Raw genomic sequence first — 24,407 nt, forward strand, 5'->3', positions numbered from 1 at the left:
TGCCGCAACACGATGATGCGTATCAATAGTCCAGAAAAATCAAAGACTTAGATTTTACCCCAAAAGCCGCCCTGTCAGCCAGGAAGAAAAACGGCGGCGACCTGGCCCGCCGCCTCGCCCCACCATGCTGTAATGGCGGCATCGCCACCCTGCTCCGCATGCGCCATGCGCCTGTCCGTCATCATCATCGCCCGCAACGAGGCCCGCAATCTGGCCGACTGCCTGGAATCGGTCCGCTTCGCCGACGAAATCGTCGTGGTCGACTCGGGCAGCACCGACGAGACGGTGGACATCGCGCGCAGCCTTGGCGCCCGGGTCGAGGTCACCTCGGACTGGCCGGGCTTCGGCCCGCAGAAGAACCGCGCGCTGGCCCTGGCCACCGGCGACTGGGTATTGTCGCTGGACGCCGACGAGCGGGTGACGCCCGAACTGGCCGCCGCCATCGCCGACACCCTGCGCGCTCCGCGCCACGATGCGTACGACATGCCGCGGCTGTCCAGCTTCTGCGGCCGCTTCATCCGGCACAGCGGCTGGTGGCCCGATCGCGTGCTGCGCCTGTTCCGGCGCGGCACGGCGCGCTTCAGCGACGACCTGGTGCACGAGAAGGTGGTCGCCGACGGCGAGGTGGGGCACCTGGCGCCGCATCTGCTGCACTACACCTATCCCGACCTGGACAGCGCCATCGCGAAGATGAACCGCTATTCCACCGACAGCGCGCAGGCTTTACACGCGCGCGGCCGGCGCGCCGGCATGGGCGCGGCGATCGGCCATGGCGCCTGGACCTTCGTGCGGCTGTACCTCTTCAAGCGCGGCTTCCTGGACGGCCGCCATGGGTTCCTGCTCGCGGCCACCGCGGCCGCCGGCAGTTTCTATCGCTACGCGAAGCTCAGCCTGAAGTAGGCGCGGAGGCAAAACCGGCGAGCGGCCATGCGCAAGATCATCCACTGCGATTGCGATTGCTTCTACGCGTCGATAGAAATGCGCGACGACCCCAGCCTGCGCGGCCGGCCGCTGGCCGTGGGCGGGCGCCCCGAGACCCGCGGCGTGGTGGCCACCTGCAACTACGAGGCGCGCAAGTACGGTATCCATTCCGCGATGTCGTCGGCACGCGCGGTACGGCTGTGCCCGGACCTGCTCATCATTCCGCCCAGGATGGAGATGTATCGCGTGGCCTCGGCGCAGATCATGGACATCTACCGCGACTACACCGAACTGGTCGAGCCGCTGTCGCTGGACGAGGCCTACCTGGACGTGACCGGCAGCAACCGGCTGCGGGGCAGCGCCACGCTGATCGCCAGCGAGATCCGGCAACGCGTGGCGCAGACCGTCGGCATCACGGTCTCGGCGGGCGTCGCGCCCAGCAAGTTCGTGGCCAAGATCGCCAGCGACTGGAACAAGCCGGACGGCCTGTTCGTGGTACGCCCCCAGGACGTGGACGCCTTCGTGGCGGCCCTGCCCGTGTCCAAGCTGCACGGCGTGGGCAAGGTGACCGGCGCGCGGCTCAAGGCGCTGGGCGTGGAAACCTGCGCCGACCTGAGAGCGTGGGAACACGACCGGCTGCGCGAGGAGTTCGGCGCGTTCGGCGAACGCCTGTACGACCTGTGCCGCGGCATCGACCACCGCGAGGTCTCGCCCACCCGCGAGCGCAAGTCGGTAAGCGTGGAGCAGACCTTCGTCACGGACCTGCACACCCTGGAGGCGTGCCAGGAACTCCTGCGCGAGATGCTGGACCAGCTCGACGCGCGCGTGCGCCGCGCCGATGCCCAGAACCACATCCAGAAGCTGTTCGTGAAGCTGCGCTTCTCGGACTTCAACCGCACCACCGCCGAGGGCGTGGGCGCGGCGCTGGACGAGGAACAGTTTCGCATCCTGCTGGCCACGGCCTTTCGCCGCAACCCCCGCGCCGTGCGGCTGATGGGACTGGGCGTGCGCCTGGGCACGCCCGGCGGACAGCTCGCACTGTTCGGCGATCAGCCTACGGTTTCGGAACCCGACACCGTATAGCCGGCCTCTTCGATCAGCTTGGCGATGCGCGCGGCATCGCCGGCCTGGTCGACGCGCACCTTCCCGGCGCCCAGGTCGACCTCGACATGGGCCTGGGGATAGGCGGACTGCACCGCCTGGGTAACGGACTTGACGCAGTGTCCGCAGCTCATTCCCTGCACCTGGAATTCAAACATGGCATGACTCCTTTCGTGATGGTGTAGCCAGTATTTCCCTTCCCACGATGGCAAGGTCAAGCGCCGTTGCGCCGCGCCAACCAACGGGCCGCGCCCAGCCCCGACCAACGGCCGCTGGCCAGGCAGGCCGTGAGCAGATAGCCCCCGGTGGGCGCCTCCCAGTCCAGCATTTCGCCGGCGCAGAAGACACCGGGCAGCGCACGCAGCATGCCGTGCTCGTCCATGCCTTCGAACGCCACGCCGCCCGCGCTGCTGATGGCCTCGTCGATCGGGCGCGGCGCGCGCAGCGTCAACGGCAGCGATTTCACCCAGGCGGCCAGCCGGACGGGATCCTGGAAATCGGCGGCCGGCACGATTTCGCGCAGCAGGCCCGCCTTCACGCCATCCACCTTGATGCGCGCGCGCAGATGGTTGGCCATGGACTTGCTGCCGCGCGGCCACGCCAGTTCCCGCGCGACGCGCTCGAGGCCAAGCCCGGGCGCCAGGTCCAGCCTCAGCTCGGCGCGGCCGTGCCGGGCAATGGCCTCTCGCAGGCGGGCGGACGCGGCGTAGATGAGGCTGCCTTCGACGCCATAGTCGGACACGACGAACTCGCCGCTTCGGCACCAGTCGCCCTGGTCATCGGACATGGAGAGCGTGACGGCGCGCACGGGCTGCCCAGCGTAGCGCTCGCGCAAGTGCGGGCTCCAATCGATCTCGAAACCGCAGTTGGCCGGCACCAGCGGCTCGACGCGCACGCCGCGCCCGGCCAGCCACGGCACCCAGGCCGCATCCGAGCCCAGCCTCGGCCAGCTGGCCCCGCCCAGGGCCAGCACCACCGCGTCATGGCGATGGGCCGTGCGGCCACCGGGCGTATCGAAGGCCAGCGCGCCGTCCGCCTCCCATCCCAGCCACCGATGCCGCATGTGCAGGCGCACGCCCCGTTCCCGCAGGCGATGCAGCCACGCACGCAACAGCGGCGCGGCCTTCATCTCTTTCGGAAAGACCCTGCCCGAGGATCCGACGAACGTATCTATGCCCAGGCCTTCGGTCCAATCGCGTACGGCCTGGGCGCCGAACGCCTCGAGCATGGGAGCGAGCACGCGGGCCCGGTCGCCGTAGCGGGACAGGAAAGCCGCATGGGGTTCGGAATGAGTGATGTTCAGGCCGCCTATGCCGGCCAGCAGGAACTTGCGGCCCGCCGACGGCATGGCGTCGTAGACGTCCACGGCGATGCCGGCCCCGGCCAGCACCTCGGCCGCCATCAGGCCGGCGGGCCCGGCCCCCACCACCGCGGCGCGGGCAGGCACGGTCAACGGCGCCGCCATGCCCGGCATTCCGCCCCGGTCACAGGTTGGCGACCCGGCCCATGGCCTGCATTTTCTCGGGCGAATAATTCAGGAGGCGCGACAACTCCATGGCGGTGCTGCGCACCCGCGCCACCAGGTCGTCGATGCGCTCGGGCTCGAAGCGCGACGAGGGAATCGTTGCCCCGAGCGCGGCGACGATGCGGCCGGTGGCGTCGCGCACCGGCGCGGCGATCGTCGAGACCCGGGCCTCGAAAAAGGCCTCCTGCAGGACATAGCCGCGCTGGCGATCCTTCTGCACCAGCTCGTAGAGTTCCATCACGGTCGTGGGCGTGCTGGAGGAATAGCTTTCCAGGTGCTCCTCGGGAAACAGCTCGCGCAGTTCGTCCAGCGTGAGGTCTTCCAGCAGGACGCGGCCCAGCACCGTGGCATGCGCCGGCAGCCGCGTGCCGACGTGGACCGAACTGGTGAAGGGCGTGGGCGCCGACGACTTGGCGACATAGACGATGGAGCGGCCGTCGCGCACGACCAGGTTGCACGAGAATCCGATCTCGCCGCGCAGGCGCTCCAGCAGCGGCGCGCCCAGCTCGGTCAATTCGAGCGAGGCCAGGTATTCGAAGCCCAATCGCAGCACCGCCAGCCCGAGCCGGTAATCGTGCCCGCCCTCGGCGCGCTGGACGAAGCCCATGGATTCCAGGGTCATCAGCAACCGAAAGACCGTGGACCGCGGCAGGCTGAGGCGGCGCGCCAGCTCGGGCGCCGACAGCTTGCGGTCGACATGGCTGAATTGTCCCAGCAGCAACAGGCCGCGCTCCAGCGCCGGAACCAGATACTTGTCCTGCGCGACCTCCGAAATGTTCCCTTTGCTCATGGTGTGACCGACTGTCTGTATGGCTCGCGGACGGAATGATACCGGTCCCGACAGGCGGCGCCGGCCACACCGCTGGCCTTTTTTCAATTCATCACGAATCCACCGTTGACCGGAAGCAGTTGTCCGGTCACGAAGCGCGCGAGGTCGGACAGGGCGAAGAGGACCGAACCGCTCACGTCCTCGGGCACCTGCTCGCGGCTGATCGCACGCTGGTCATGGTAGAGCCGGTGCCGGGCCTCGGGCACGTACTCCGTCGCCTCGACCAGGGTCAGTCCGGGCGCGATGGCGTTGACGGTGATGTCGTCGGCGCCGAACTCGCGCGCCAGCGACCGCGTCATCGCCGTGACCGCGCCCTTGCTGGCGACGTAGGCCAGCAGGTTGGGCGCGCCCCACAGCGCGGTGTCGGACGCCAGGTTGACGATGGCGCCGCGCCCCGACGCCTTCAGCGCCGCATGGCAGGCGACGGACATCAGCCAGGTGCCGCGCACGTTGACCTGCATGACCTTGTCCCACACCTCGACATCGAGCTGGTGCGCGGTGCGCCCGCCCGAGTTGGTGATGGCAGCGTTGTTCACCAGCCCGTCCAGCCCGCCCAGCAGTTCGACGGCGCGCGCCGCGCACCGCTCGACGGACGCCTTGTCGCCCAGGTCGACCTCGATGCCGTGCACCGGGAAACCGCGCGCCTGCAGCGACTCCACCGCCTGCTTCAGCGTGTCGGCCAGGATGTCCGCCATGGCCACCTGCGCGCCGGCCTGGCACAACGCCACCGCGAACTCGTAGCCCAGCCCGCGCGCCGCGCCCGTCACCAGGACGCGGCGGCCCCGCAGAAGATTACCGATAGTGCTTGAATCCAACTTTGCTCCCATTACCCGCGCTCAGACCGTGGTGGTGGCCGCGCGCGGCAGATAGTGAAGTACCCGCTTCTCGGCCCAGACGACGCCCGCGTAGGCGACGATGCCGATCAGCGTGAGCACCGCGATCGTGACGAACACGGCCGAAGTGTTGCCCTGCCCCTCGCCGTCGACCAGCAGGAAGCCCAGGCCCAGATTGCCCCCGACCAGTTCGCCCACGGTCACGCCGATGACGGCCAGCGTCGAGGCGATGCGCAGTCCCGAGAACAGCGCCGGCAGCGCCGACGGGAACTCGACCAGGCGGAAGATCTGCCAACGGCTGGCATTGAGCGTGCGGACCAGGTTGACCATGTCGGGATCCACGGTGCGCACGGCCGACAGCACGTTGATCATGACCGGGAAGAACACGATCAGGATCGCCACCAGGATCTTCGGATAGATGGTATAGCCCAGCCACATCACGAACAGCGGCGCGAACGCCACCTTGGGCGCGATCTGCAGCGCCAGGATGTACGGCGACAGGATCGATTCCGTGGTGGGCGACAGGCCCAGCACCACGCCCACCACCAGGCCCAGCAGGGCGCCCAGGATGAAGCCGACGATCACCTCGAACGCGGTGATGCCGCTGTGCATGAGCAGCTCGCTGTTCTGCCACATGTGGCCGAACTCCTGGACGACCCGGCTGAAGCGGGGCAGGATGAATTCCGGCATGTTGAGCAGGCCGGGGCCCCATTCCCAGGCGGCCAGGAACACCAGCAGGACCAGCACGCTGCCGCTGGCCGTGGCGACCTTGCCCGAGAAGAACGGCCGGGCCGCCGGCTTGGCGGCGCCCGCCACGGCGGGCGCGTTTTCATTGGATACGGATACAGACATTACCGCTCAACCCCGACGAACTGGTTCGTATAAAGATCGGTCAAGGGCGCGGCCTTGGACACGATGCCTTCCGACACGTAGAACTTCTGCACCTCCGCCAGGCGGGCGGTATCCATCTGGCCCAGCACCTTCTGGTCGGCGTACACGTACTTGTTGTACAGGCGCAGGATGCGCTCGAGCTTCTCTTCCTTGCCCTTGAAGGCCGGCGCGGCCTGCGCGTAGGTGGCGGCGGCGCTCTTGGGATCCTTCATCACGTCCTGCATGCCGCGCAGGGTCGCGCGCACCAGGCGCTTGATCAGGTCCGGATTCTTCTTGATCGTCTCGTCCGAGGCGATGATGGCCTGCGCCATGCTGTTGAAAGGCTTGTCGATCTTCAGGTATTCGACGTTGCCGTTGGTGGCCTCGTCGGCATCGACCAGCCAGTCGGGCGTGGCGGCCATGCCCTCGGACTTGCCGGCGGCGAACAACTGCCAGACGCCGGCCGGGCCGGCTGCCTGGATGGACACGTCGTTCTTGCTCAGGTTGTACTTCTTGAGCGTGCCCAGCAGCGCGTAGTAGGTCGTGTCGCTGTAAGAAATCACGGTCAGGGTCTTGCCCTTGAGGTCGGCCACCGACTTGATCGGGCCGTCCTTCTTGACCGCCAGCGCCGACAGCGAACCGGCGCCAAGCACGGCGACGGCCTTCACCGGCACGCCGTTGGCGCGGACGATGATGGGCGTGTCGCCGATGGCGCCGCCGATCACGGCGTTGCCGGCGCCGATCTGCTTGGCGACGTCGACGCCGCCCTTGCCGAGCACGAAATTGACCTTGATGTTCTCATCGGCGTAGTAGCCGCGCTGCTGCGCGATCATCCACGGGGCGAAGGCCGGCAGCGTGGGCGGGGCGGGCAACAGATAGTTCACTTCCTCGGGCGCGGCGTGGACGGCGAAGGGCGACGCGGCAACCACGGCGACGGCGGCCAGTTTGAAGCTGAACGAGACCAGAGCGTTTTTCATAGGGCTTCCTGTAAGAATGGGCGCCCACGGGCGCGACGTGCGAGATCGGGGGGACGGGCGGTTCAATGCAGTTCGGCGGTTTCCTTGCCCACTTTCAGCAGTTCCATCAACCGCCCCTGCAGCGGGCCGATTTCCGGCAGCTTGCGCCGCTCCAGCGGGTTGTCCCGCATGGGCAGGTCGACGATGATTTCCTCGATGATGGTGCCGGGGCGCTCGCTCATCACCAGCAGGCGATCGGACAGCGCGATGGCCTCCACCAGGTCGTGGGTAATGAACAGCGCCGTCTTGCGTTTCTCGTACACCATCTTGGCCAGGTCCTGCTGCAGCACCATCTTGGTCTGCGCATCCAGCGCCGAGAAAGGTTCGTCCAGCAGCAGCACCTGCGGGTCGACGGCCAGCGTCCGGGCCAGGGCGGCGCGTTGGCGCATGCCGCCCGACAACTGGTAGGGGAAGTGTTCCTCGAATCCCTTCAGATGGCACTTGGCCAGCAGTTCGTCCGCGATCACCCTGCGCTCGCGGGCGGGGGCGCCGTCGATCTCCAGCCCCAGCTCGACGTTGGCCCGTATGGTGCGCCACGGCATCAGCAGGTCTTTCTGCAGCATGAACGCCACCTTGCGCACGGGCTTGGTGACGCGCTCGCCGCCCACGTAGACCTCGCCCTCGCTGGGCAGGTAAAGGCCCGCGCCCATGTTCAGCAACGTGCTCTTGCCGCAGCCGGACGGACCGATGATGGACACCACCTCGCCGCTGCGTATGCTGAGATTGACGTCCGTGACCGCGGTACGGGGCTGTCCCGTCTGGCGGTCCATGAAGCGCTTGCCAACCTTGCGGAACTCGATTTCATTCATGTTGCGGGCCTGTAGGAACCGGGTCTCGATTCAGCGGCGAACGGGAACGGAACCGCCCCGCCCCCGCGGTTGCGGGGGGCCGGACACTGCGATAGTGTTATTCCATCGCTGGGCCGGCATCGTTCGTCGTCTTAAATACGAAACCTCATCTCATATACGGAACAGTAGCAAAAATATAGCGCCTCGATTTTGGAGGCGCGACTGGGGTAAACCACTACCTAAGGCCTAGCAAACACCGGGCCAGGTCCAAGACCGGCCCCTGTACCGAGCAGGACGCGCCATGGCGGTGCGGCCTTGCACCATCCATGGTCAGAGAAACAGTGGGGGCGCACCCGTCCGGTGCGCGGCCATGGCGGACCGGCCGACCCGGTCAGCGGATCAGTTCGAGGAATTCGGCGCGCGTCGAGGGGTTTTCGCGGAATGCGCCCAGCATGACCGAACTGACCATGGAAGAGTTCTGCTTCTCGACGCCACGCATCATCATGCACATGTGCTGGGCCTCGATGACCACGGCCACGCCCAGGGCATCGGTCACCTGCTGGACGGCCTCGGCGATCTGCAGACACAGATTTTCCTGAATCTGGAGGCGGCGGGCGTACATGTCGACGATGCGCGCGACCTTGGATAGCCCCAGCACCTTGCCGTTGGGCAGGTAGGCCACGTGGGCCTTGCCGATGAAGGGCAGCAAGTGGTGCTCGCACAGGGAATACAGTTCGATGTTCTTGACCAGCACCATTTCATTGGTGTCGGACGAGAACAGGGCGCCGTTGACGATCTCGTCGAGGTTCTGCGTATATCCCTGGCACAGGTATTTCATGGCCTTGGCGGCGCGCTTGGGCGTATCGCGCAGGCCCTCCCGGCGCGGATCCTCGCCGAGCTGTTCGAGTATGGACGTGTAGTGCTGTTCGAGCGACATGAAGGTTCCCGAGGTATCCGTGAAGACGGCGGCGCTGGGACCGGCCGGGCGCGGCGCGAAGGCCCGCGGAAGGCGTGAGGATACCCCATCGCCTGCGACGGAGCCGGAAAGGCCCTACCCCGCTCCCGAGTCGGGGCCGCCGTGCGGTCTCAGCAATATTGCAGGGGAAGGCGCTCGACCGTGGTCTCCCGCCCGGTCAGGCGGGCGATGCGCCGCGCGACCTCCGCCGGATCCCCGCTGGTCATGAAGGCCACGCCGCCCTCGCCCGCCTCGCGCGCCAACCCATGGGCCAGCAATTGCCGCTGCAACTGGCGGGCGAACGGCACGCCCGTCTCCAGCACCGCCACGTCCGGCCCCACGTGGCGCCGGATCGGCTCGATCAGGAAGGGAAAGTGCGTGCAGCCCAGCACCAGGACGTCGGCGCCGCGCTCGACCAGTTCGGCCAGCGGCTCGGCCACCAGATGGTCGCGGTCCGGCGTCCAGCCTTCTTCGGCCAGCGACACCCAGCCGGGACAAGGCTTGAGCAGCACATCCACGCCGGGCGCCTCGCGCCGGACCAGCGCGTGGAAGCGGTCGCTCAGGAGGGTGCCCGTGGTGGCCAGCACCCCTATCACCCCGGAACGGGTCAACCGCACGGCCGGCTTGACAGCGGGCTCGATGCCGACGATGGGCAGTTCCGGGTAGCGGTCGCGCAGGGCATCCACCGCGACCGCCGTGGCGGTGTTGCAGGGGATGGCCACCGCCCTGGCCCCATTCGAAAGGAAGAACTCCGCCAGGCGCAAGGCGCGCGCCACGATGTAGGCCGGCGTCTTCTCTCCATAGGGCAGGTGGCCGCTATCGGCCACGTACAGCAGGTCTTCATGGGGCAACGCCTGCCGGATGGCGCTCAGCACGCTGATGCCGCCCACGCCGGAGTCGAAGATGCCCAGGGGTCCGTCGTGAACGGCGAGGGTCATGGGATGAAATGCACGCTAGGAAGCCAGTTTCAGCCCTATGATACCTGCGACGATCAGCCCCAGGCTGACCAGGCGCGCCGGGCTGGCAGCCTCGCCGAACAGCAGGATGCCCAGGGCGGCAGTCCCCACGGCGCCAACCCCCACCCAGATGGCATAGGCGGTTCCCACGGGCAGCGTGCGCATCGCCACGCCCAGCAATCCCATGCTGACGACGATGGCGGTGACAGTGCCCACCGACGGCCACAGCCGCGTGAATCCATGCGTGTACTTCAAGCCGATCGCCCAGCCGACCTCCATCAGTCCGGCGATGATCAAAAGGGTCCAAGCCATCATTTTCTTCCTGGTTGCGGGGCCGTCCCCATTCGTCATGACCAGCGGGGTCGTCCCCGCGTCGCTCCGTCCCTATTTAAACGCCGGGAAACGCTTCCGCACCATGCTCCGTCCCTTTTTAAAAATCGCACTAAATACGTGCATAAAGTCGTCGTTTACCGACATGATGACGGAAAAACGCGATTACAATGCCGCGTTTTTTCGGTGCAACGCACCACATCAGAGCAATTGCCGCACGCAAAAGGTGCAGCCCTCGATGCCGCTCGCAGCTCGCTGCGGCAGGACGACCCCAAGCGCCCGGACATTCAACGGAGCCGATATTGAAACACGCCAGCCTAGACAGCTTTCTCTCGCAGGTCGCCCTGCGCGATCCTCACCAGCCGGAGTTCCTGCAAGCCGTCAAGGAGGTCATGACCAGCCTCTGGCCTTTCCTGCAGAAACACCCGCGCTACGCCGAACATGGCCTGCTGGAGCGGTTGGTGGAATCCGAGCGCATCATCCAGTTCCGCGTCTGCTGGGTCGATGACCGGGGCCAGACCCAGGTCAACCGCGGCTTCCGCATCCAGCACAACTCGGCCATCGGCCCGTTCAAGGGCGGCATGCGGCTGCACCCGTCGGTCAACCTGTCGATCCTGCGCTTCCTGGCATTCGAACAGACCTTCAAGAACTCGCTGACCACCCTGCCCATGGGCGGCGGCAAGGGCGGCTCCGACTTCGACCCTAAGGGCAAGAGCGACGGCGAAGTCATGCGCTTCTGCCAGGCCCTGATGGCGGAACTGTACCGCCACCTCGGCCCCGACACCGACGTGCCCGCCGGCGACATCGGCGTGGGTGCGCGCGAAGTGGGCTTCATGGCCGGCATGATGAAGAAGCTGTCCAACAGCGCGTCGGCGGTGTTCACCGGCAAGGGCCTGGCCTTCGGCGGCAGCCTGATGCGTCCCGAGGCCACCGGCTACGGCACCATCTATTTCGCCGAGCAGATGCTGTATCGCAAGAACCAGAGCTTCGACGGCAAGTCCGTGTCGATCTCCGGCTCGGGCAACGTCGCGCAGTACGCCGCCGAAAAAGCGCTGGACCTGGGCGCGAAGGTCGTGAGCCTGTCCGACTCCGACGGCACGCTGTACGTGAAGGACGGCATCGGCGTCGACATGCTCAAGGAGATCATGGACCTCAAGAACGTCCAACGCGGCCGCCTGGCCGACTTCGCCTCGCGCAACAAGCTGTCGTTCGAAGCCGGCAAGCGCCCCTGGCACATCCCGGTCGACATCGCCCTGCCCTGCGCCACCCAGAACGAACTCGACCACAACGACGCCGAGACCCTGGTCCGCAACGGCGTCCTGTGCGTGGCCGAAGGCGCGAACATGCCCTCGACGCTGGAAGCCGTGGACGTCTTCACCCGGGCCGGCACCCTGTACGCCCCCGGCAAGGCCAGCAACGCCGGCGGCGTGGCCGTGTCGGGCCTGGAAATGGCGCAGAACTCGCAACGCCTGTCGTGGCACCACGCCGAAGTCGACGAGCGCCTGCGCGCCATCATGAAGGACATCCACGAGAACTGCGTGCGCCACGGCAGCCGCGCCGACGGCTCCATCAACTACGTAGACGGCGCGAACATCGCCGGCTTCGTGAAGGTGGCCGACGCGATGCTGGCGCAAGGGGTGTATTAATTCAGTCCCCCCTACGCCCTTACGGGCGCCCCCCAGGGGGCGATGCGCGAGGACCGGCGGAGCCGGATCCTCCGCATCCTGGGTCTAGTACGGTTATCCTGGTTTGGAGCAGTGATGCTTCGCTGGCTGCCAGCAGTTGGAAATGAAGAAAAAATGGCCTCGCTTTGTGAAAGCGAGGCCATTTTGTTTTGCCCTCTACCCAGGGCGCCGCGGATCCGGCTTCGCCGGTCCGCCAGTGCCGCTCCCTTGAGGGGGAGCGGCCGGAGGCCGCATGGGGGTGGGCTTTCCTTCCGGTCCGCCTGTGCCGCCCCCTGGGGGGCGCGCGTAAGCGCGTAGGGGGGGGCTTCCTCTAGGGGGGCTTTCCTCTCGTAGCCATTCGCGCCAGATCGCGACCAGCAGGGCCATCAGGACCGGGCCGACGAAAAGGCCGACCAGGCCCATGGTTTGTACGCCGCCCACCAGGCCGATGAAGGTAGGCAGGAAGGGAAGCTTGACGGGGCCGCCCACCAGGCGGGGGCGCAGGGTCTTGTCGACGATGAAGAGTTCCAGCGTGCCCCAGGCGAACAACCCGATGCCGGCGATGAGCTTGCCCGAGCCGACCAGGTACAGCGAGACCATGGTGAAGGCCAGCGGAGCGCCGCCGGGCACCAGGGCCATGAAGCCGGTGATCAGCCCCAGCAGGGCCGGCGACGGCACGCCGGCTATCCAGTAGGCCGTGCCCAGCACGACGGCTTCGCCGATGGCGATCAGGCCCATGCCGGTCACGGTCGCGCTGATGGTGGCCGGCACCACGCGCGAAAGCCGGGTCCAGCGCACCGGCAGTACCCGTTCGCCCACGGTATCGAGCTGGCCGACCATGCGCTCGCCGTCCTTGTAGACGAAGAACAGGATGATCAGCATGAACACCACCGTCAGCGCCAGGTGGAAGACATTGCCCGTGGTGGACAGCACCACGCGGTAGATGTTGCCCAGGTGCTCGCCGCTGATCAGTTGTACCCAGGCGCCCAGCGCATGCGGCCGCGACAGGTGTTCTTCCCAGTATCCCGCCAGGCGCTCGCCGATCAGCGGCAGCCCCGTCACCCAGTGCGGAACGGCCAGGCCTTCGCGATTGGCCTCGAGCAGCCAGCGGATGAGGTTGCTGGCCTCCTGGATGGCATAGGACAGCCCGTAGGCGAAGGGCACGATCAGCCCGACCACGATGACCAGCAGCGCGCCGGAGGCCGCCAGCGTCGTGCGCCCGCCGCAGACGCGGACCCAGCGCCGGTACAGGGGCCAGCTGGCCAGGCCGATGATCAGCGCCGCCAGGCCGGGAACGAGGAACCCGCTGAAGAAGTAGGCGCCGGCCAGCAGCATCAGGATCAGCAGCCAGCGGGCCACGAGGCGGGCGGAAAAGACAGGAAGCGTCATGAATGGTCGCGAGCGGTGAGCCGAGGAACGTCGCCGACAACTGTACCAGTTGGCAGGCGCATTGCGGGGGACTGCCGCCGGATGGCCGGCGGTGGTATGTTCCGGCCCATGCGCACATTTCTACTGTCGGCCCTGGCCGTCCTGGTCTTTCTTCCCACCACGCTCTGGGCGGCCTTCGCCCTGCGCTATCAGGTGCCCGGTCCGCTGCCCGTCAAGATCGCGGCGGCCGTGGCCGGCGCGGCCTTCGGCCTGGGCATGCTGTGGCTGGCGCTGGCGGGTCGCCCCGCCTGGGGCGTGGGCCTGTACGTCGTGGCCTTCGGCCTGCTGCTGGCCTGGTGGCACAGCATCGCGCCGTCGAACGACAGGGTCTGGGCGGACGACGTCGCGCAGATGACCACGGGCCAGGTCGACGGCCACGTGGTCACGCTGCGCAACGTGCGCAACTTCGACTGGCGCGGCCCGAACGACTACACCCCGCGCTGGGAGACACGCAGCTACGACCTGACCAGGCTGGCCAGCGTGGACCTGATCCTGTCCTACTGGACCATCGAGGCCATCGCCCACACCCTGGTTTCGTTCGGCTTCGAGGATGGCCGGCAACTGGTGTTCTCGGTCGAGATCCGCAAGGAACGGCACGAGAAATTCTCGTCCATCGGCGGTTTCTTCAAGGAGTTCGAGACCAGCGTCGTGGCGGCGGACGAGCGCGACATCGTCCGGGTACGCACCAACATCCGGGGCGAAGACGACTACCTGTACCGGGTGTCCATGCCTCGCGAGGCCATGATGTCCCTGTTCCTGGCCTACGTGGACGAGGCCAACAAGCTCGTGTCGAAGCCGCGTTTCTACCACACCATCACGGCCAACTGCACGACCATCGTCTACCACATGATGACCCGGATCATTCCGGGCCTGCCCATGGACTACCGACTGGTCCTGGCCGGCTACCTGCCCGGCTACATCTACGATGTGCGCGGGCTGGACACCTCGCACACGCTGGCGGACCTGAAACGGCTGGGCCGTATCACCCAGCGGGCGCGGGATGCCGACGCGGACCCGGACTTCTCCCAGGCCATACGGCGCGGCGTGCCAGGCATCGCGGCGCGGTAGCCGGCACTTATTTCCGGACTTTTCGCCCAGCGAAACAGCGCTGTGATGTAATCCTCGCACCCGGTGCCACGCTTCAAGAGCACGAAAAAAACGAGGAGACTCATGGCGTTGACCTATCGCATCCGCGCGCTCTGCCTGGCGTTTGCCGGCCTGTGCTGCGCGCCCGGCGTCCATGCCGAAGATACCCGGTACCCTGCCAAGCCGATCAAGCTGGTCGTTCCCTACGCGCCTGGCGGCCCCACCGATCTGGTAGGGCGCTCCCTGGCGGCAGCGCTTGCGCGGCAGCTCGGCCAGCCTGTCGTGGTCGAGAACAAGGCCGGCGCCGGCGGCGTCATCGGCGCCAGTTCGGTCGTGAACGCAGCGCCGGACGGATATACCCTGCTGTTGGGCCTGCAGGGCCCGATCACCATCAATCCGGCACTGACCAAAGTGCCCTACGATCCGTTCCGCGACCTGATCGCGGTACGGATGATCGCCACCTCTCCGATGATATTGATGGCCAGCAAGAAATCGGGCATCGGGACGCTGGGCGACATCTCCACGCGCGCGAAAGCCGGCTCCGCCGGCCTGAACATCGGGTCCTCGGGCACGGGTACGCTCCCTCACGTTGCGGCCGAACTCATCAAACACGAGACCGGCGCGAATCTGGTCCATGTACCGTACAAGGGTGCGGGCCCCGCGCTGATCGATCTTCACGCCGGGCATATCGATCTGCTGTTCTCCGACCTCCAGGTGGGACTTCCCTACGTCCAGTCCGGCCAGGCGACGGCGCTCGCCGTCACCTCGTCCCAACGCTCGTCCATGCTGCCCAACGTACCGACGCTCGCCGAGAGCGGACTCGGCAAGGTCAAGCTGGCCGGGTGGTACGGCATCTTCGCGCCGCGGGGCACGCCGGCGGCGATCCTGTCCGCGCTGGACCGGGCCGTGGACGGCGTATTCCGGGACACGGCCTTCAAGCAGACCCTGGAAAACCAGGGCTCGACGCCCAGTGCGCTGGGCGGGGCGAAGTTCGTCGAATTCCTGCGCGCCGAGTACGGCCAATGGTCGCGGCTGGGCCAATCCATCACCATCAAAATGGACTAGAGCCATGCATGGAATGAGCGAACGGCTCGCGGACTGGGCCACGAACCTGTCATGGACCGACATTCCCCGCGACGTCAAGGATCTCGCCCGGCTGCAGATCCTCGATGCGGTCGGCGTCATGCTCGCGGCCAGGCCGCTGGAGCCCGTCCATGCCGCGGTCCGCGCCATGGCGCGGACCGACGCCGGCTCGCAGGCCAAGAGCCTCGGTTTCGATCAATCGCTGTCGCTCTCGGGTGCCGCGTTCGTCAATGGCGTCATGTCTTCGCTGCTGGAATTCGACGATACGCACATCGAGTCGTTCGTCCACCCGACCGTGGCTCCCTTCTCGATCGCGCTTCCCTACTGCCAGTCATCGCATCTGTCCGGCGCGCGGCTGATGCAGGCGGTGATCATCGGCAGCGAACTCAGTTGCCGGCTCGGCTTGGTCCCTCCCATGCGCCTTCATAGCGTAGGCATACACCCGACCGCGATCATGGGTGCGTTCGGCGCCGTATACGCGCTCGCCTGGCTGGAACATCTCGATTGCCGGCAAGTCGTCGATGCCATCGGCCATTGCGCCAGCATGTGCGGCGGCCTGATGGCGTCATGGGAAGACGGCGCGTCGACCAAGACGCTCCACGTCGGGATGGCGGCGAGCCAGGCCGCGCGCGCGGTCGCGCTGGGCCGGGAGGGGATCAGCGGTCCGCGCCTGGTATTCGAAGGGCGCTTCGGCTGGTTCCAGACGCACGTCCAGAAAGCCGACCCGTCGGCCTTCCGCTACGCCCTGGCGACAGACGGCCTCGGCAGCCGGTGGGAACTGCTCAACGTCGCCTCCAAGCCCTACCCCAGCGCATTCACCATTCATCCCTATGTCGACGCGGTGCTCGCCCTCAAGGCGGCGCATGCGATAGCGCCCGCCGACATTGCCGAGATCCGGTGCCGGATCGCCCCCAGCTCCGTGGCGACGCTTTGCGAACCGGCTGCCGAGAAGCTGCGGCCGTTGACCTCCTGGCATGGCCGCATCAGCTTGCAGCACTCGCTGGCCGAGGCCCTGGTGCGCGGCGGCATGGACAAGCACGCCTACAGTCCGGAGGCGCTTGCGGACCCGGTCATCAACGCCCTGGCCGACAAGGTGGTGTACGAAGCCCATGCCTCCCAAAGCGCCGACCCGAAGAAGGCGGGCGCCCACGTCCGCATCCGGCTGAACGACGGCTCATGCCTCGAGCACGTCATCGAGAGTGTGCGCGGCACGCGCGCCAACCCCATCTCGGAAGAAGACTACATCCGGAAATTCCGCTCGAATGCCGACGGGGTCATCGCTCCCGGCAGAATCGACGAGGCCATCCACCGCTTGATGCGGCTCGATGCGATCGATGACGTCGCTGCGGTATTCGACGCCCTTGCAACGCCAACCGTACATTCCGAGTAAGCCATGCACGTCGCCCACGTATCCGTCATACCCTGCCCCCAGCGCATGCGTGACGCCTCCTGGAAGTTCGCCCGCGCCTCGGTACCGTCGATAGAGGGTTATCTACTGGCGCTGACCGACGACATCGGCACGACCGGACTGGGCTACGCCCATGCCATTCCGGCCATCACCACCCATGGCGAAGGCGTACGTACCGCGCTCGAACTGCTGGCACCCGTAGTAACGGGGAGGGGGCTGGGCGAGATCGCCGCAATCATGAGCGACGTCGATCGCAAACTGGCCTTCCAGTACAGCGCCAAGGCCGCCATCGACATGGCGCTGCACGACCTGCTGGCCAGGCGCCTGGGGGTGCCGATCAGCGCCCTGCTCGGCGGGCAGGTCCGTGCCGAGCTGCGGCTGTCCCGCATTCTTTCCATCAAGCCGCCTTCGGAGATGGCGGCCAACGCCGCCGCATTGGTGGCGGGCGGATACCGGCAACTCAAGCTCAAGCTGTCCGGCGATACCGAACTCGACATCGCGCGCGTCGCCGCCGTCCGCGGGGCGGTCGGGCCCGAGGTCGTGCTGACGCTGGACCCCAACCAGTCATACCACGCCAAGCAGATGATGGCCGCGTTCGCGCGCATGGAGCGGTACGACATCGCGCTGATCGAACAGCCTGTTCCGGCGCATGACTGGGCAGGCCTCTCGCTGCTCGCGCGCAGCCTGCCCACGGCCATCGAAGCCGACGAAAGCGCCGTCACCGTCCAGGACATCCACAGGCTCGTCGCCGACCGGGTCGTCGACGCGGTCAACCTCAAGGTCACCAAACTGGGCGGCTTTCGCCACTTCATGGAAGCGGTCCACATCTGCGAAGCCGGCGGCGTGACATGCCGCGTGGGCGCCGCGTTCGGCCCGGCGCTCATGCAGGCCATGAACGCCCAGGCCGCCAGCACGATCGGCGCCCTGCCCTACGCCTGCGAACTGTCCGAACACGAGCAATTGCTGGACGATCCCTGCACGGGACTGAGCATCGCAAACGGCATCCTGACGCTTCCCGGCACGCCGGGCTGCGGCGTCGAACTCGCTGCCTAGCCTTAGCCTCCTTGCTTGCGGGCGCCGATCACGGCCTCGGCTACCTGGCGCGGCACCTCGGCGTAGTGCTTGAACTCCATGGTGTACGTGGCACGCCCCTGCGTGAGCGAACGCAGCGTGGTGGAATAGCCGAACATCTCGGCCAGCGGCACCTCGGCGCGCACCAGCTTGCCGCCTCCGCCGGCGATGTCCTCCATGCCCTGCACCATGCCCCGCCGCGACGACAGGTCGCCCATCACGTTGCCCATGAAGTCCTCGGGGGTCTCGACCTCGACGCTCATCATGGGCTCCAGCAGCACCGGATTCGCGCGCCGCATGGCCTCCTTGAAGGCCATCGAGCCGGCCATGCGGAACGCGTTCTCGTTCGAGTCCACGTCGTGATAGGAGCCGAAGGTCAGCGTGACCTTCACGTCCACCACCGGATAGCCCGCCAGCACGCCCGAACCCAGCGTGTCCTGGATGCCCTTGTCGACCGCGGGAATGAACTCGCGCGGCACCACGCCGCCCTTGATGGCGTCGACGAACTCGTAGCCCGAGCCGGCCGGCTGCGGCTCCAGCGAGATCACCACGTGGCCGTACTGCCCCCGGCCGCCGGACTGCTTGATGAACTTGCCCTCGACGTCGCGCACCGAGGAACGCACCGTTTCCCGGTAGGCGACCTGCGGCTTGCCCACCGTGGCCTCGACGCCGAACTCGCGCTTCATGCGGTCGACCAGGATCTCCAGGTGCAGTTCGCCCATGCCGGAGATGATGGTCTGGCCCGATTCCTCGTCGGTGCGCACGCGGAAGGACGGATCTTCCTGGGCCAGCCGGTTCAGCGCCAGGCCCATCTTTTCCTGGTCGGCCTGGGTCTTGGGCTCCACCGCCTGCGAAATGACCGGCTCGGGAAACACCATGCGCTCGAGGATGATGGGGTGGTCGGGCTCGCACAGCGTATCGCCCGTGGTGGCCTCCTTCAGCCCCACGGCGGCGGCGATGTCGCCCGCGTAGACTTCCTTGATCTCGCGGCGCTCGTTGGCGTGCATCTGCACGATGCGGCCCAGCCGCTCGCGCTTGCCCTTGAGCGGGTTGAAGACCGTGTCGCCCGAGCGCACGATGCCCGAATACACCCGGAAGAAGATGAGCTGGCCCACGAAGGGATCCGTCATGATCTTGAAGGCCAGCGCCGAGAAAGGCTCGTCGTCCGAGGGGTGGCGCTCGATCTCGCGGTCGTGCTGGTCCACGCCCTTGATGGCCGGGACGTCCACCGGCGACGGCAGGTAGTCGATGACGGCATCGAGCATGGCCTGCACGCCCTTGTTCTTGAACGCGCTGCCGCACAGCATGGGTACGATCTCGCCCGCCACGGTGCGCTTGCGCAGTCCGCGCTTGATCTCGTCCTCGGTCAGCGTGTCGCCGTTCAGGTACTTGTCCATCAGCTCGTCGTCGGCCTCGGCCGCCTCGGCCACCATCTTGTCGTGCCACTCGGCGGCCGTGGCCTGCAGCGCGGCCGGGATGTCGCGGTATTCGAAGCGCACGCCCTGGCTGGCCTCGTCCCAGATGATCGCCTTCATCTTGACCAGGTCCACCACGCCCTCGAAATGGTCCTCGGCGCCCACCGGGATCTGGATGGGGACGGCCCGCCCTTTCAGGCGATCCACGATCTGCCGCTGCACGCGGAAGAAATCCGCGCCGACGCGGTCCATCTTGTTGACGAACGCGATGCGCGGCACGCCGTACTTGTTGGCCTGGCGCCAGACCGTCTCGGATTGCGGCTGCACGCCGCCGACCGAGTCGTACACCATGCAGGCGCCGTCGAGCACGCGCATGGAGCGCTCGACCTCGATCGTGAAGTCCACGTGCCCCGGCGTGTCGATGATGTTGATGCGATGCTCGGGATAGTTGCCCGCCATCCCCTTCCAGAACGCCGTCGTGGCGGCGGAGGTGATGGTGATGCCGCGCTCCTGCTCCTGCTCCATCCAGTCCATGGTGGCATTGCCGTCATGGACTTCCCCTATCTTGTGATTGACCCCGGTGTAGAACAGGATGCGCTCGGTAGTCGTGGTCTTGCCGGCGTCGATATGCGCGCTGATGCCGATGTTCCGGTAGCGCTCGATGGGGGTCTTGCGGGTCATGGCTATCTCGTCGAAAGGTTGAGGGAACGAAACGCGAGCCGCGCCGGTTCCCGGGGGAAACGGCAAAGGAAGCTAGTTTGCACCGATTCGGGCCGGGCCGGGAGGGCCAACGCGCCACACCCCTGCCGGCAGCCCGGGCATTCCCGCGCGCCTCGTAGTAACCTCGTAAATATGGGCGCGTTTCCTGAAAACAATCTGAAATTGGCAATCCGATCCGCCATGACCACCTTCGACAGACAACGTGCCATTCCCGCCCTCTACATGCGCGGGGGCACCAGCAAGGGCGTGTTCTTCCTGCCCTCGGACCTTCCCGCCGATCCCGCCGCCCGCGACCGCGTCCTGATGCGGGTGGTCGGCAGCCCCGACCCCTACGAGAAGCAGATAGACGGCATGGGCGGCGCCACCTCCAGCACCAGCAAGGTGGTCATCGTCGGCCCCAGCACCCGCCCCGACTGCGACGTCGACTACTGGTTCGGCCAGGTCGCCATCGGCCAGCCCGTGATCGACTGGAGCGGCAACTGCGGCAACCTCAGCGCCGCCGTCGGCCCCTTCGCCATCCACCGCGCACTGGTACGGCCGGCCGGCGACGGTATCGCCGTGGTCCGCATCTGGCAGGCCAACCTGGGCAAGCGCATCATCGCCCACGTGCCGGTGCGGGGCGGGCAGGTCCAGGAACTGGGCGACTTCGAACTGGACGGCGTGACCTTCCCGGCGGCCGAAGTCCGGCTGGAATTCCTGGATCCGGGCGGTGGCGACGGGCCTGAAGGCGCGATGTTCCCCACCGGCCGCACGGCCGACGTGTTGACCATTCCAGGAGTGGGGGAAATCCGCGCGACGCTGGTCAACGCCGGCAACCCCACCGTCTTCGTCGCCGCCTCGTCCCTGGGACTGGCCGGCACGGAATTGCAACCCGATGTGAACAGCCGCGCCGACCTGCTGGCACGGGCCGAGGCCATCCGCGCCCATGCCGCCGTGGCCATGGGGCTGGCGCCCGACGCCGCCCATGCCACCGCGCACCGCCAGCACACGCCCAAGCTCGCCTTCGCCGCCCCGCCCGCGGCCTATACCGCTTCAAGCGGCCGCGCCGTCGCCGCCGGCGACATCGACCTGAACGTGCGCATCTTTTCCATGGGCAAGCTGCACCACGCCATGACGGGCACCGGTGCCGTCGCGATCGCCGCCACCGCCGCCGTGCCCGGCACGGTGCTGGCCGACGTGCTGGGCGGCCCACGCGGCGAACTGCGCTTCGGCCACCCGTCGGGCACGCTGAAAGTGGGCGCCCAGGCACGCAGCCAGGACGGGCGCTGGAGCGTCGCGCTGGTGGCCATGAGCCGCACGGCGCGCCGGCTGATGGACGGCGTGGTGCTGTTGCCGCCATGGGAATGACTTTCCGCCCGCGCGCGTTTGGACGGATACTGTCTTCGTAGCGGAACGGCCCCTTGCCGTTCCCTCTTATCAGGCGGCCTGCCCGCCGCCCCTCGCAGCAAGGAGACATGCATGAAGTTCGTCAAGAAAACGGTTGCAGCCCTCGCCATCGCCGTCGCGCCGCTGGCCGGCATCGCGGCCCCCGCCAAGGTCATGGCCCCCGGCGGCCCCGGCGGCGGCTATGACGGCGCCGCGCGCGTGCCGTTGCAGGTCATGCAGCAGACCGGCATCTTCACCGACGGTTTCCAGGTCACCAACAAGGGCGGCGCGGGCGGCACCATCGGCCTGGCCGAGTTCGTACGCACCGGCAAGGGCGACGACAACGCCATCATGTCCATGGGCGCCATCCTGGTCGGCGCCATCATCACCAACAAGTCTCCCGTCACGCTGGACCAGACCGTGCCGCTGGTGCGGCTGACCGACGACGCCGGCGCGATCGTGGTCGCGCCCAACTCGCCCATCAAGACCATCGCCGACGCGGTCCAGGCGATGAAGGCCAACCCCGGCGGCACCGCCGTGGCCGGCGGTTCGATAGGCGGCACCGACCACGTCACCGCGGCGCTGCTCGCCAAGGCGGCCAAGTTCGACCCGACCAAGGTCAACTACCTGCCCTACACCAGCGGCGCGGAAGTCGTCACCTCGCTGGCCAGCGGGCAAGCCAAGATCGGCATCTCGGGCCTGTCCGAGCTGAAGACCTTCGTCGACCAGGGCCGCATCCGCATCATCGCGGTCTCCTCCGAGAAGCGCCTGCCCGGCATCGACGCCCCCACGCTCAAGGAAAGCGGCTACGACGTCGTCATCGGCAACTGGCGCGGCATCATCGGCGCGCCCGGCATGAGCAAGGCCGGCCGCGACATGTGGCTGCAGCGCTATGCCAAGCTGCACGCCTCGCCCGAATGGAAGAAGGCGCTGGCCGATCGCGGCTGGGACGACGCCTACCTGGCCGGTGACGACTTCGCCGCCTTCCTGACCAAGGAGAAGGCGCGCCAGGCCGAAGTGCTCAAGGACGTCGGACTGGTCAAGTAAGGCCCAGGCCGACATCAGCGAGAAGGCACCGGCGCCGCCGCCGGCGCCCATCGGAGACGACACGATGACAACACCCTCAAGGCGCCCCTGGTGGCTGGGCCTGGCCGTCATGGCCATAGGCGCGGTCTGGCTCTATGAAGGCGGCACCCTGCCCCAGATCGGCGGCTATGCCGCGCTGGGCCCGGGCTTCTTCGTCAGCGCCATCGGCGCGGCGCTGATCGTCCTGGGCATCCTGCTGCTGGTGCAGATCGCCCGCGGCGAGACCTTCTCGCCCCAGGAAGTGGAAAACGCCGAGGCCGATGCCGGCGCCTCCTGGCCGGCCCTGCTGTGGGCCGCCGCCGGCGCCGCCCTGCCCCTGCTGACCATGCAGCCGCTCGGCTTTCCCCTGACCGCCATGGGGTCCTTCGCCCTGGTCACCCGGGCCTTCGGCTCGCGGCGCCTGGTGTTCGACTGTGCCATCGGCCTCGCGCTGGGCGTGATCTGCTGGCTCGGCTTCTCCCGGCTGGGCGTCGGCCTCGGCCCGGCCTTTCCTCCGGCGGGGTGGTGATCCATGGATACCTTCAACGCCCTGCTGTCCGGCTTCGGCGTCGCGCTGCAGCCGATGAACCTGTTCTGGGCCTTCCTGGGCTCCGTGCTGGGAACCGCCATCGGCGTGCTGCCCGGCATCGGCCCGGCCCTGACCATCGCGCTGCTGCTGCCGGTTACCGTGCAGATCGCCCCCACCGCCGCCTTCATCATGTTCGCCGGCGTCCTGTACGGCGCCATGTACGGCGGCTCGACCACCTCCATCCTGCTCAACGCGCCCGGCGAGAGCGGCTCCATGATGACCGCGCTCGAAGGCAACAAGATGGCCCGCTCCGGACGCGGCGCCGCCGCGCTCGCCACCGCGGCCATCGGCTCCTTCGTGGCCGGCACCATCGCCACGCTGGCCCTGAGCTTCGTGGCGCCGGCCATCGCCGAACTGGCCTTCGTGTTCGGCCCGGCCGACTACTTCGCCTTGATGGTGCTGTCCTTCACCTCCGTCTCGGTGGTGCTGGGCACCTCGCGCGTGCGCGGCTTCATCGCGCTGTTCCTGGGCCTGGCCATGGGCGTGGTGGGCATCGACGGCCAGACCGGGCAGGCCCGGCTGGCCTTCGGTTCGGCCGACCTGCTCGACGGCATCGAACTGACGGTGGTGCTGGTGTCGCTGTTCGCGGTGGGCGAGATCCTGTATGTCGCCAGCCGCTACAGCAAGGCCCCGCCGCGCATCAACCCGCTCGCGGGCGGCACCTGGATGACGCGCCAGGACTGGAAGCGGTCATGGAAACCCTGGGTGCGCGGCACCGCGCTGGGCTTTCCCATCGGCGCGCTGCCCACCGGCGGCACCGAGATCCCGACCTTCCTGTCCTATACGATCGAGCGCAAGCTCTGCAAGCATCCCGAGGAATTCGGCAAGGGCGCCATCGAAGGCGTGGCCGGCCCCGAAGCCGCCAACAACGCCGCGGCCGCCGGCGTGCTGGTGCCGCTGCTGACCCTGGGGCTGCCCACCTCGGCCACGGCGGCGGTGCTGCTGGCCGCGTTCCAGAGCTATGGCCTGCAGCCCGGCCCCTTCCTCTTCACCAACAGCGGCGAACTGGTCTGGGGCCTGATCGCCTCGCTGTACATCGGCAACCTGATGCTGCTGGTGCTGAACCTGCCGCTGGTCGGCCTGTGGGTGCGGCTGCTGCTGATTCCCCGGCCCTACCTGTACGCCGGCATCCTGATCTTCGCGATGGTGGGCATCTGGGGCGTGGCCACGTCCTGGTCCGACCTGGCGCTGATGTTCGGCATCGGGCTGATGGGCTACGTCATGCGGGTGTACGACTTCCCCATCGCGCCGGTGCTGATCGGACTGATCCTCGGGCCCATGGCGGAAACCCAGCTGCGGCGCGCCCTGGCCGTGGGCGAGAGCAATCCGCTGATCCTGGTATCGACGCCCACCTCGGCCACGCTGCTCGCCCTGGCCGCGGCCGCCCTG

The 24,407-nt window shown here is 67.6% G+C and carries 23 protein-coding genes; 11 read left to right on the forward strand and 12 right to left on the reverse strand.

The window, feature by feature from the left end:
* The first annotated feature begins 165 nt into the window (after window positions 1–165).
* Entirely contained in the window at window positions 166–900 is a 735-nt protein-coding gene (locus tag N5K27_RS20125) for a glycosyltransferase family 2 protein (RefSeq protein WP_087840798.1), read from the forward strand.
* Between the two features lie 27 nt (window positions 901–927).
* Window positions 928–2,004 carry a DNA polymerase IV gene (dinB, locus tag N5K27_RS20130; RefSeq protein ID WP_279818333.1) on the forward strand — a complete coding sequence of 359 codons (1,077 nt, stop codon included), beginning with the start codon at window positions 928–930 and terminating at the stop codon, window positions 2,002–2,004.
* On the opposite strand, the gene N5K27_RS20135 is transcribed toward dinB, so the two are convergent.
* From N5K27_RS20135 to sugE, 10 genes are all read right to left on the reverse strand, one after another.
* Complete coding sequence (locus N5K27_RS20135; RefSeq protein ID WP_087840800.1) at window positions 1,971–2,180, reverse strand: cation transporter; 210 nt, start codon at window positions 2,178–2,180, stop codon at window positions 1,971–1,973. The genes dinB and N5K27_RS20135 overlap by 34 nt on opposite strands.
* Before the next feature lie 56 nt (window positions 2,181–2,236).
* The gene (locus N5K27_RS20140; RefSeq protein ID WP_279818336.1) at window positions 2,237–3,487 is read right to left on the reverse strand and encodes a TIGR03862 family flavoprotein; all 1,251 of its coding nucleotides are present in this window, start codon (window positions 3,485–3,487) and stop codon (window positions 2,237–2,239) included.
* Window positions 3,488–3,506: 19 nt separating this feature from the next.
* Complete coding sequence (locus tag N5K27_RS20145) at window positions 3,507–4,337, reverse strand: IclR family transcriptional regulator (protein ID WP_132979378.1); 831 nt, start codon at window positions 4,335–4,337, stop codon at window positions 3,507–3,509.
* Between the two features lie 83 nt (window positions 4,338–4,420).
* Window positions 4,421–5,191: an SDR family oxidoreductase gene (locus tag N5K27_RS20150; RefSeq protein ID WP_243724445.1), complete on the reverse strand. Its 771-nt coding sequence runs from the start codon at window positions 5,189–5,191 to the stop codon at window positions 4,421–4,423.
* Window positions 5,192–5,212: 21 nt separating this feature from the next.
* Window positions 5,213–6,061: an ABC transporter permease gene (locus N5K27_RS20155; protein ID WP_087840804.1), complete on the reverse strand. Its 849-nt coding sequence runs from the start codon at window positions 6,059–6,061 to the stop codon at window positions 5,213–5,215.
* Window positions 6,061–7,056 carry an ABC transporter substrate-binding protein gene (locus N5K27_RS20160; RefSeq protein ID WP_087840805.1) on the reverse strand — a complete coding sequence of 332 codons (996 nt, stop codon included), beginning with the start codon at window positions 7,054–7,056 and terminating at the stop codon, window positions 6,061–6,063. The genes N5K27_RS20155 and N5K27_RS20160 overlap by 1 nt, the downstream gene beginning before the upstream one ends.
* Window positions 7,057–7,118: 62 nt before the next feature.
* Window positions 7,119–7,904, reverse strand: a complete 786-nt coding sequence (locus tag N5K27_RS20165; protein ID WP_087840806.1) for an ABC transporter ATP-binding protein — start codon at window positions 7,902–7,904, stop codon at window positions 7,119–7,121.
* Between the two features lie 370 nt (window positions 7,905–8,274).
* Window positions 8,275–8,820: a GTP cyclohydrolase I FolE gene (folE, locus tag N5K27_RS20170; RefSeq protein WP_087840807.1), complete on the reverse strand. Its 546-nt coding sequence runs from the start codon at window positions 8,818–8,820 to the stop codon at window positions 8,275–8,277.
* A gap of 149 nt (window positions 8,821–8,969) precedes the next feature.
* Entirely contained in the window at window positions 8,970–9,776 is an 807-nt protein-coding gene (gene murI, locus N5K27_RS20175; protein ID WP_087840808.1) for a glutamate racemase, read from the reverse strand.
* A gap of 15 nt (window positions 9,777–9,791) precedes the next feature.
* Window positions 9,792–10,106, reverse strand: a complete 315-nt coding sequence (sugE, locus tag N5K27_RS20180) for a quaternary ammonium compound efflux SMR transporter SugE (RefSeq protein ID WP_087840868.1) — start codon at window positions 10,104–10,106, stop codon at window positions 9,792–9,794.
* 320 nt (window positions 10,107–10,426) lie between these two features.
* Between sugE and gdhA the strand changes: the two genes are divergently transcribed.
* Entirely contained in the window at window positions 10,427–11,770 is a 1,344-nt protein-coding gene (gene gdhA / locus N5K27_RS20185) for an NADP-specific glutamate dehydrogenase (RefSeq protein WP_207958610.1), read from the forward strand.
* A 195-nt stretch (window positions 11,771–11,965) separates the two neighbouring features.
* Here the strand turns inward: gdhA and N5K27_RS20190 are convergent, their stop codons facing one another.
* Window positions 11,966–13,177, reverse strand: a complete 1,212-nt coding sequence (locus N5K27_RS20190; protein WP_279818342.1) for an AI-2E family transporter — start codon at window positions 13,175–13,177, stop codon at window positions 11,966–11,968.
* A 108-nt stretch (window positions 13,178–13,285) separates the two neighbouring features.
* Between N5K27_RS20190 and N5K27_RS20195 the strand changes: the two genes are divergently transcribed.
* The 4 genes from N5K27_RS20195 (at window position 13,286) to N5K27_RS20210 (ending at window position 17,846) form a co-directional block, all read left to right on the forward strand.
* The gene (locus N5K27_RS20195) at window positions 13,286–14,284 is read left to right on the forward strand and encodes a DUF4105 domain-containing protein (RefSeq protein ID WP_207958611.1); all 999 of its coding nucleotides are present in this window, start codon (window positions 13,286–13,288) and stop codon (window positions 14,282–14,284) included.
* Window positions 14,285–14,386: 102 nt separating this feature from the next.
* A complete protein-coding gene (locus N5K27_RS20200; protein WP_087840812.1) occupies window positions 14,387–15,367 on the forward strand; it encodes a tripartite tricarboxylate transporter substrate binding protein in 981 nt (326 codons plus the stop codon).
* A gap of 13 nt (window positions 15,368–15,380) precedes the next feature.
* Window positions 15,381–16,775, forward strand: coding sequence for an MmgE/PrpD family protein (locus tag N5K27_RS20205; RefSeq protein WP_279818345.1), 1,395 nt, complete (start codon window positions 15,381–15,383; stop codon window positions 16,773–16,775).
* Window positions 16,776–16,778: 3 nt separating this feature from the next.
* The gene (locus tag N5K27_RS20210) at window positions 16,779–17,846 is read left to right on the forward strand and encodes an enolase C-terminal domain-like protein (protein WP_279818347.1); all 1,068 of its coding nucleotides are present in this window, start codon (window positions 16,779–16,781) and stop codon (window positions 17,844–17,846) included.
* A 2-nt stretch (window positions 17,847–17,848) separates the two neighbouring features.
* Here the strand turns inward: N5K27_RS20210 and fusA are convergent, their stop codons facing one another.
* Entirely contained in the window at window positions 17,849–19,960 is a 2,112-nt protein-coding gene (gene fusA, locus N5K27_RS20215; protein WP_087840815.1) for an elongation factor G, read from the reverse strand.
* 219 nt (window positions 19,961–20,179) lie between these two features.
* Here fusA and prpF point away from each other — a divergent pair, with 219 nt between their 5' ends.
* From prpF to N5K27_RS20235, 4 genes are all read left to right on the forward strand, one after another.
* The gene (prpF, locus tag N5K27_RS20220; RefSeq protein ID WP_279818349.1) at window positions 20,180–21,346 is read left to right on the forward strand and encodes a 2-methylaconitate cis-trans isomerase PrpF; all 1,167 of its coding nucleotides are present in this window, start codon (window positions 20,180–20,182) and stop codon (window positions 21,344–21,346) included.
* 111 nt (window positions 21,347–21,457) lie between these two features.
* Window positions 21,458–22,411, forward strand: coding sequence for a tripartite tricarboxylate transporter substrate-binding protein (locus N5K27_RS20225; protein ID WP_132979383.1), 954 nt, complete (start codon window positions 21,458–21,460; stop codon window positions 22,409–22,411).
* A gap of 64 nt (window positions 22,412–22,475) precedes the next feature.
* Complete coding sequence (locus tag N5K27_RS20230; protein WP_087840818.1) at window positions 22,476–22,958, forward strand: tripartite tricarboxylate transporter TctB family protein; 483 nt, start codon at window positions 22,476–22,478, stop codon at window positions 22,956–22,958.
* A 3-nt stretch (window positions 22,959–22,961) separates the two neighbouring features.
* On the forward strand, window positions 22,962–24,407 hold a 1,446-nt coding region (locus N5K27_RS20235), incomplete at its 3' end, for a tripartite tricarboxylate transporter permease (protein ID WP_279818352.1).

It is taken from the genome of Pigmentiphaga sp. GD03639, assembly GCF_029845405.1.
GTDB classification, from domain to species: Bacteria; Pseudomonadota; Gammaproteobacteria; order Burkholderiales; family Burkholderiaceae_B; genus Pigmentiphaga; species Pigmentiphaga daeguensis.

Bases quoted from the DNA above. Each gene is read 5' to 3' on its own strand.
- N5K27_RS20125 (WP_087840798.1), top strand. From the start codon at position 166: ATGCGCCTGTCCGTCATCATCATCGCCCGCAACGAGGCCCGCAATCTG.
- dinB (WP_279818333.1), top strand. From the start codon at position 928: ATGCGCAAGATCATCCACTGCGATTGCGATTGCTTCTACGCGTCGATA.
- N5K27_RS20135 (WP_087840800.1), bottom strand. From the start codon at position 2,180: ATGTTTGAATTCCAGGTGCAGGGAATGAGCTGCGGACACTGCGTCAAG.
- N5K27_RS20140 (WP_279818336.1), bottom strand. From the start codon at position 3,487: ATGGCGGCGCCGTTGACCGTGCCTGCCCGCGCCGCGGTGGTGGGGGCC.
- N5K27_RS20145 (WP_132979378.1), bottom strand. From the start codon at position 4,337: ATGAGCAAAGGGAACATTTCGGAGGTCGCGCAGGACAAGTATCTGGTT.
- N5K27_RS20155 (WP_087840804.1), bottom strand. From the start codon at position 6,061: ATGTCTGTATCCGTATCCAATGAAAACGCGCCCGCCGTGGCGGGCGCC.
- N5K27_RS20160 (WP_087840805.1), bottom strand. From the start codon at position 7,056: ATGAAAAACGCTCTGGTCTCGTTCAGCTTCAAACTGGCCGCCGTCGCC.
- N5K27_RS20165 (WP_087840806.1), bottom strand. From the start codon at position 7,904: ATGAATGAAATCGAGTTCCGCAAGGTTGGCAAGCGCTTCATGGACCGC.
- folE (WP_087840807.1), bottom strand. From the start codon at position 8,820: ATGTCGCTCGAACAGCACTACACGTCCATACTCGAACAGCTCGGCGAG.
- murI (WP_087840808.1), bottom strand. From the start codon at position 9,776: ATGACCCTCGCCGTTCACGACGGACCCCTGGGCATCTTCGACTCCGGC.
- sugE (WP_087840868.1), bottom strand. From the start codon at position 10,106: ATGGCTTGGACCCTTTTGATCATCGCCGGACTGATGGAGGTCGGCTGG.
- N5K27_RS20190 (WP_279818342.1), bottom strand. From the start codon at position 13,177: ATGACGCTTCCTGTCTTTTCCGCCCGCCTCGTGGCCCGCTGGCTGCTG.
- N5K27_RS20195 (WP_207958611.1), top strand. From the start codon at position 13,286: ATGCGCACATTTCTACTGTCGGCCCTGGCCGTCCTGGTCTTTCTTCCC.
- N5K27_RS20200 (WP_087840812.1), top strand. From the start codon at position 14,387: ATGGCGTTGACCTATCGCATCCGCGCGCTCTGCCTGGCGTTTGCCGGC.
- N5K27_RS20205 (WP_279818345.1), top strand. From the start codon at position 15,381: ATGAGCGAACGGCTCGCGGACTGGGCCACGAACCTGTCATGGACCGAC.
- N5K27_RS20210 (WP_279818347.1), top strand. From the start codon at position 16,779: ATGCACGTCGCCCACGTATCCGTCATACCCTGCCCCCAGCGCATGCGT.
- fusA (WP_087840815.1), bottom strand. From the start codon at position 19,960: ATGACCCGCAAGACCCCCATCGAGCGCTACCGGAACATCGGCATCAGC.
- prpF (WP_279818349.1), top strand. From the start codon at position 20,180: ATGACCACCTTCGACAGACAACGTGCCATTCCCGCCCTCTACATGCGC.
- N5K27_RS20225 (WP_132979383.1), top strand. From the start codon at position 21,458: ATGAAGTTCGTCAAGAAAACGGTTGCAGCCCTCGCCATCGCCGTCGCG.
- N5K27_RS20230 (WP_087840818.1), top strand. From the start codon at position 22,476: ATGACAACACCCTCAAGGCGCCCCTGGTGGCTGGGCCTGGCCGTCATG.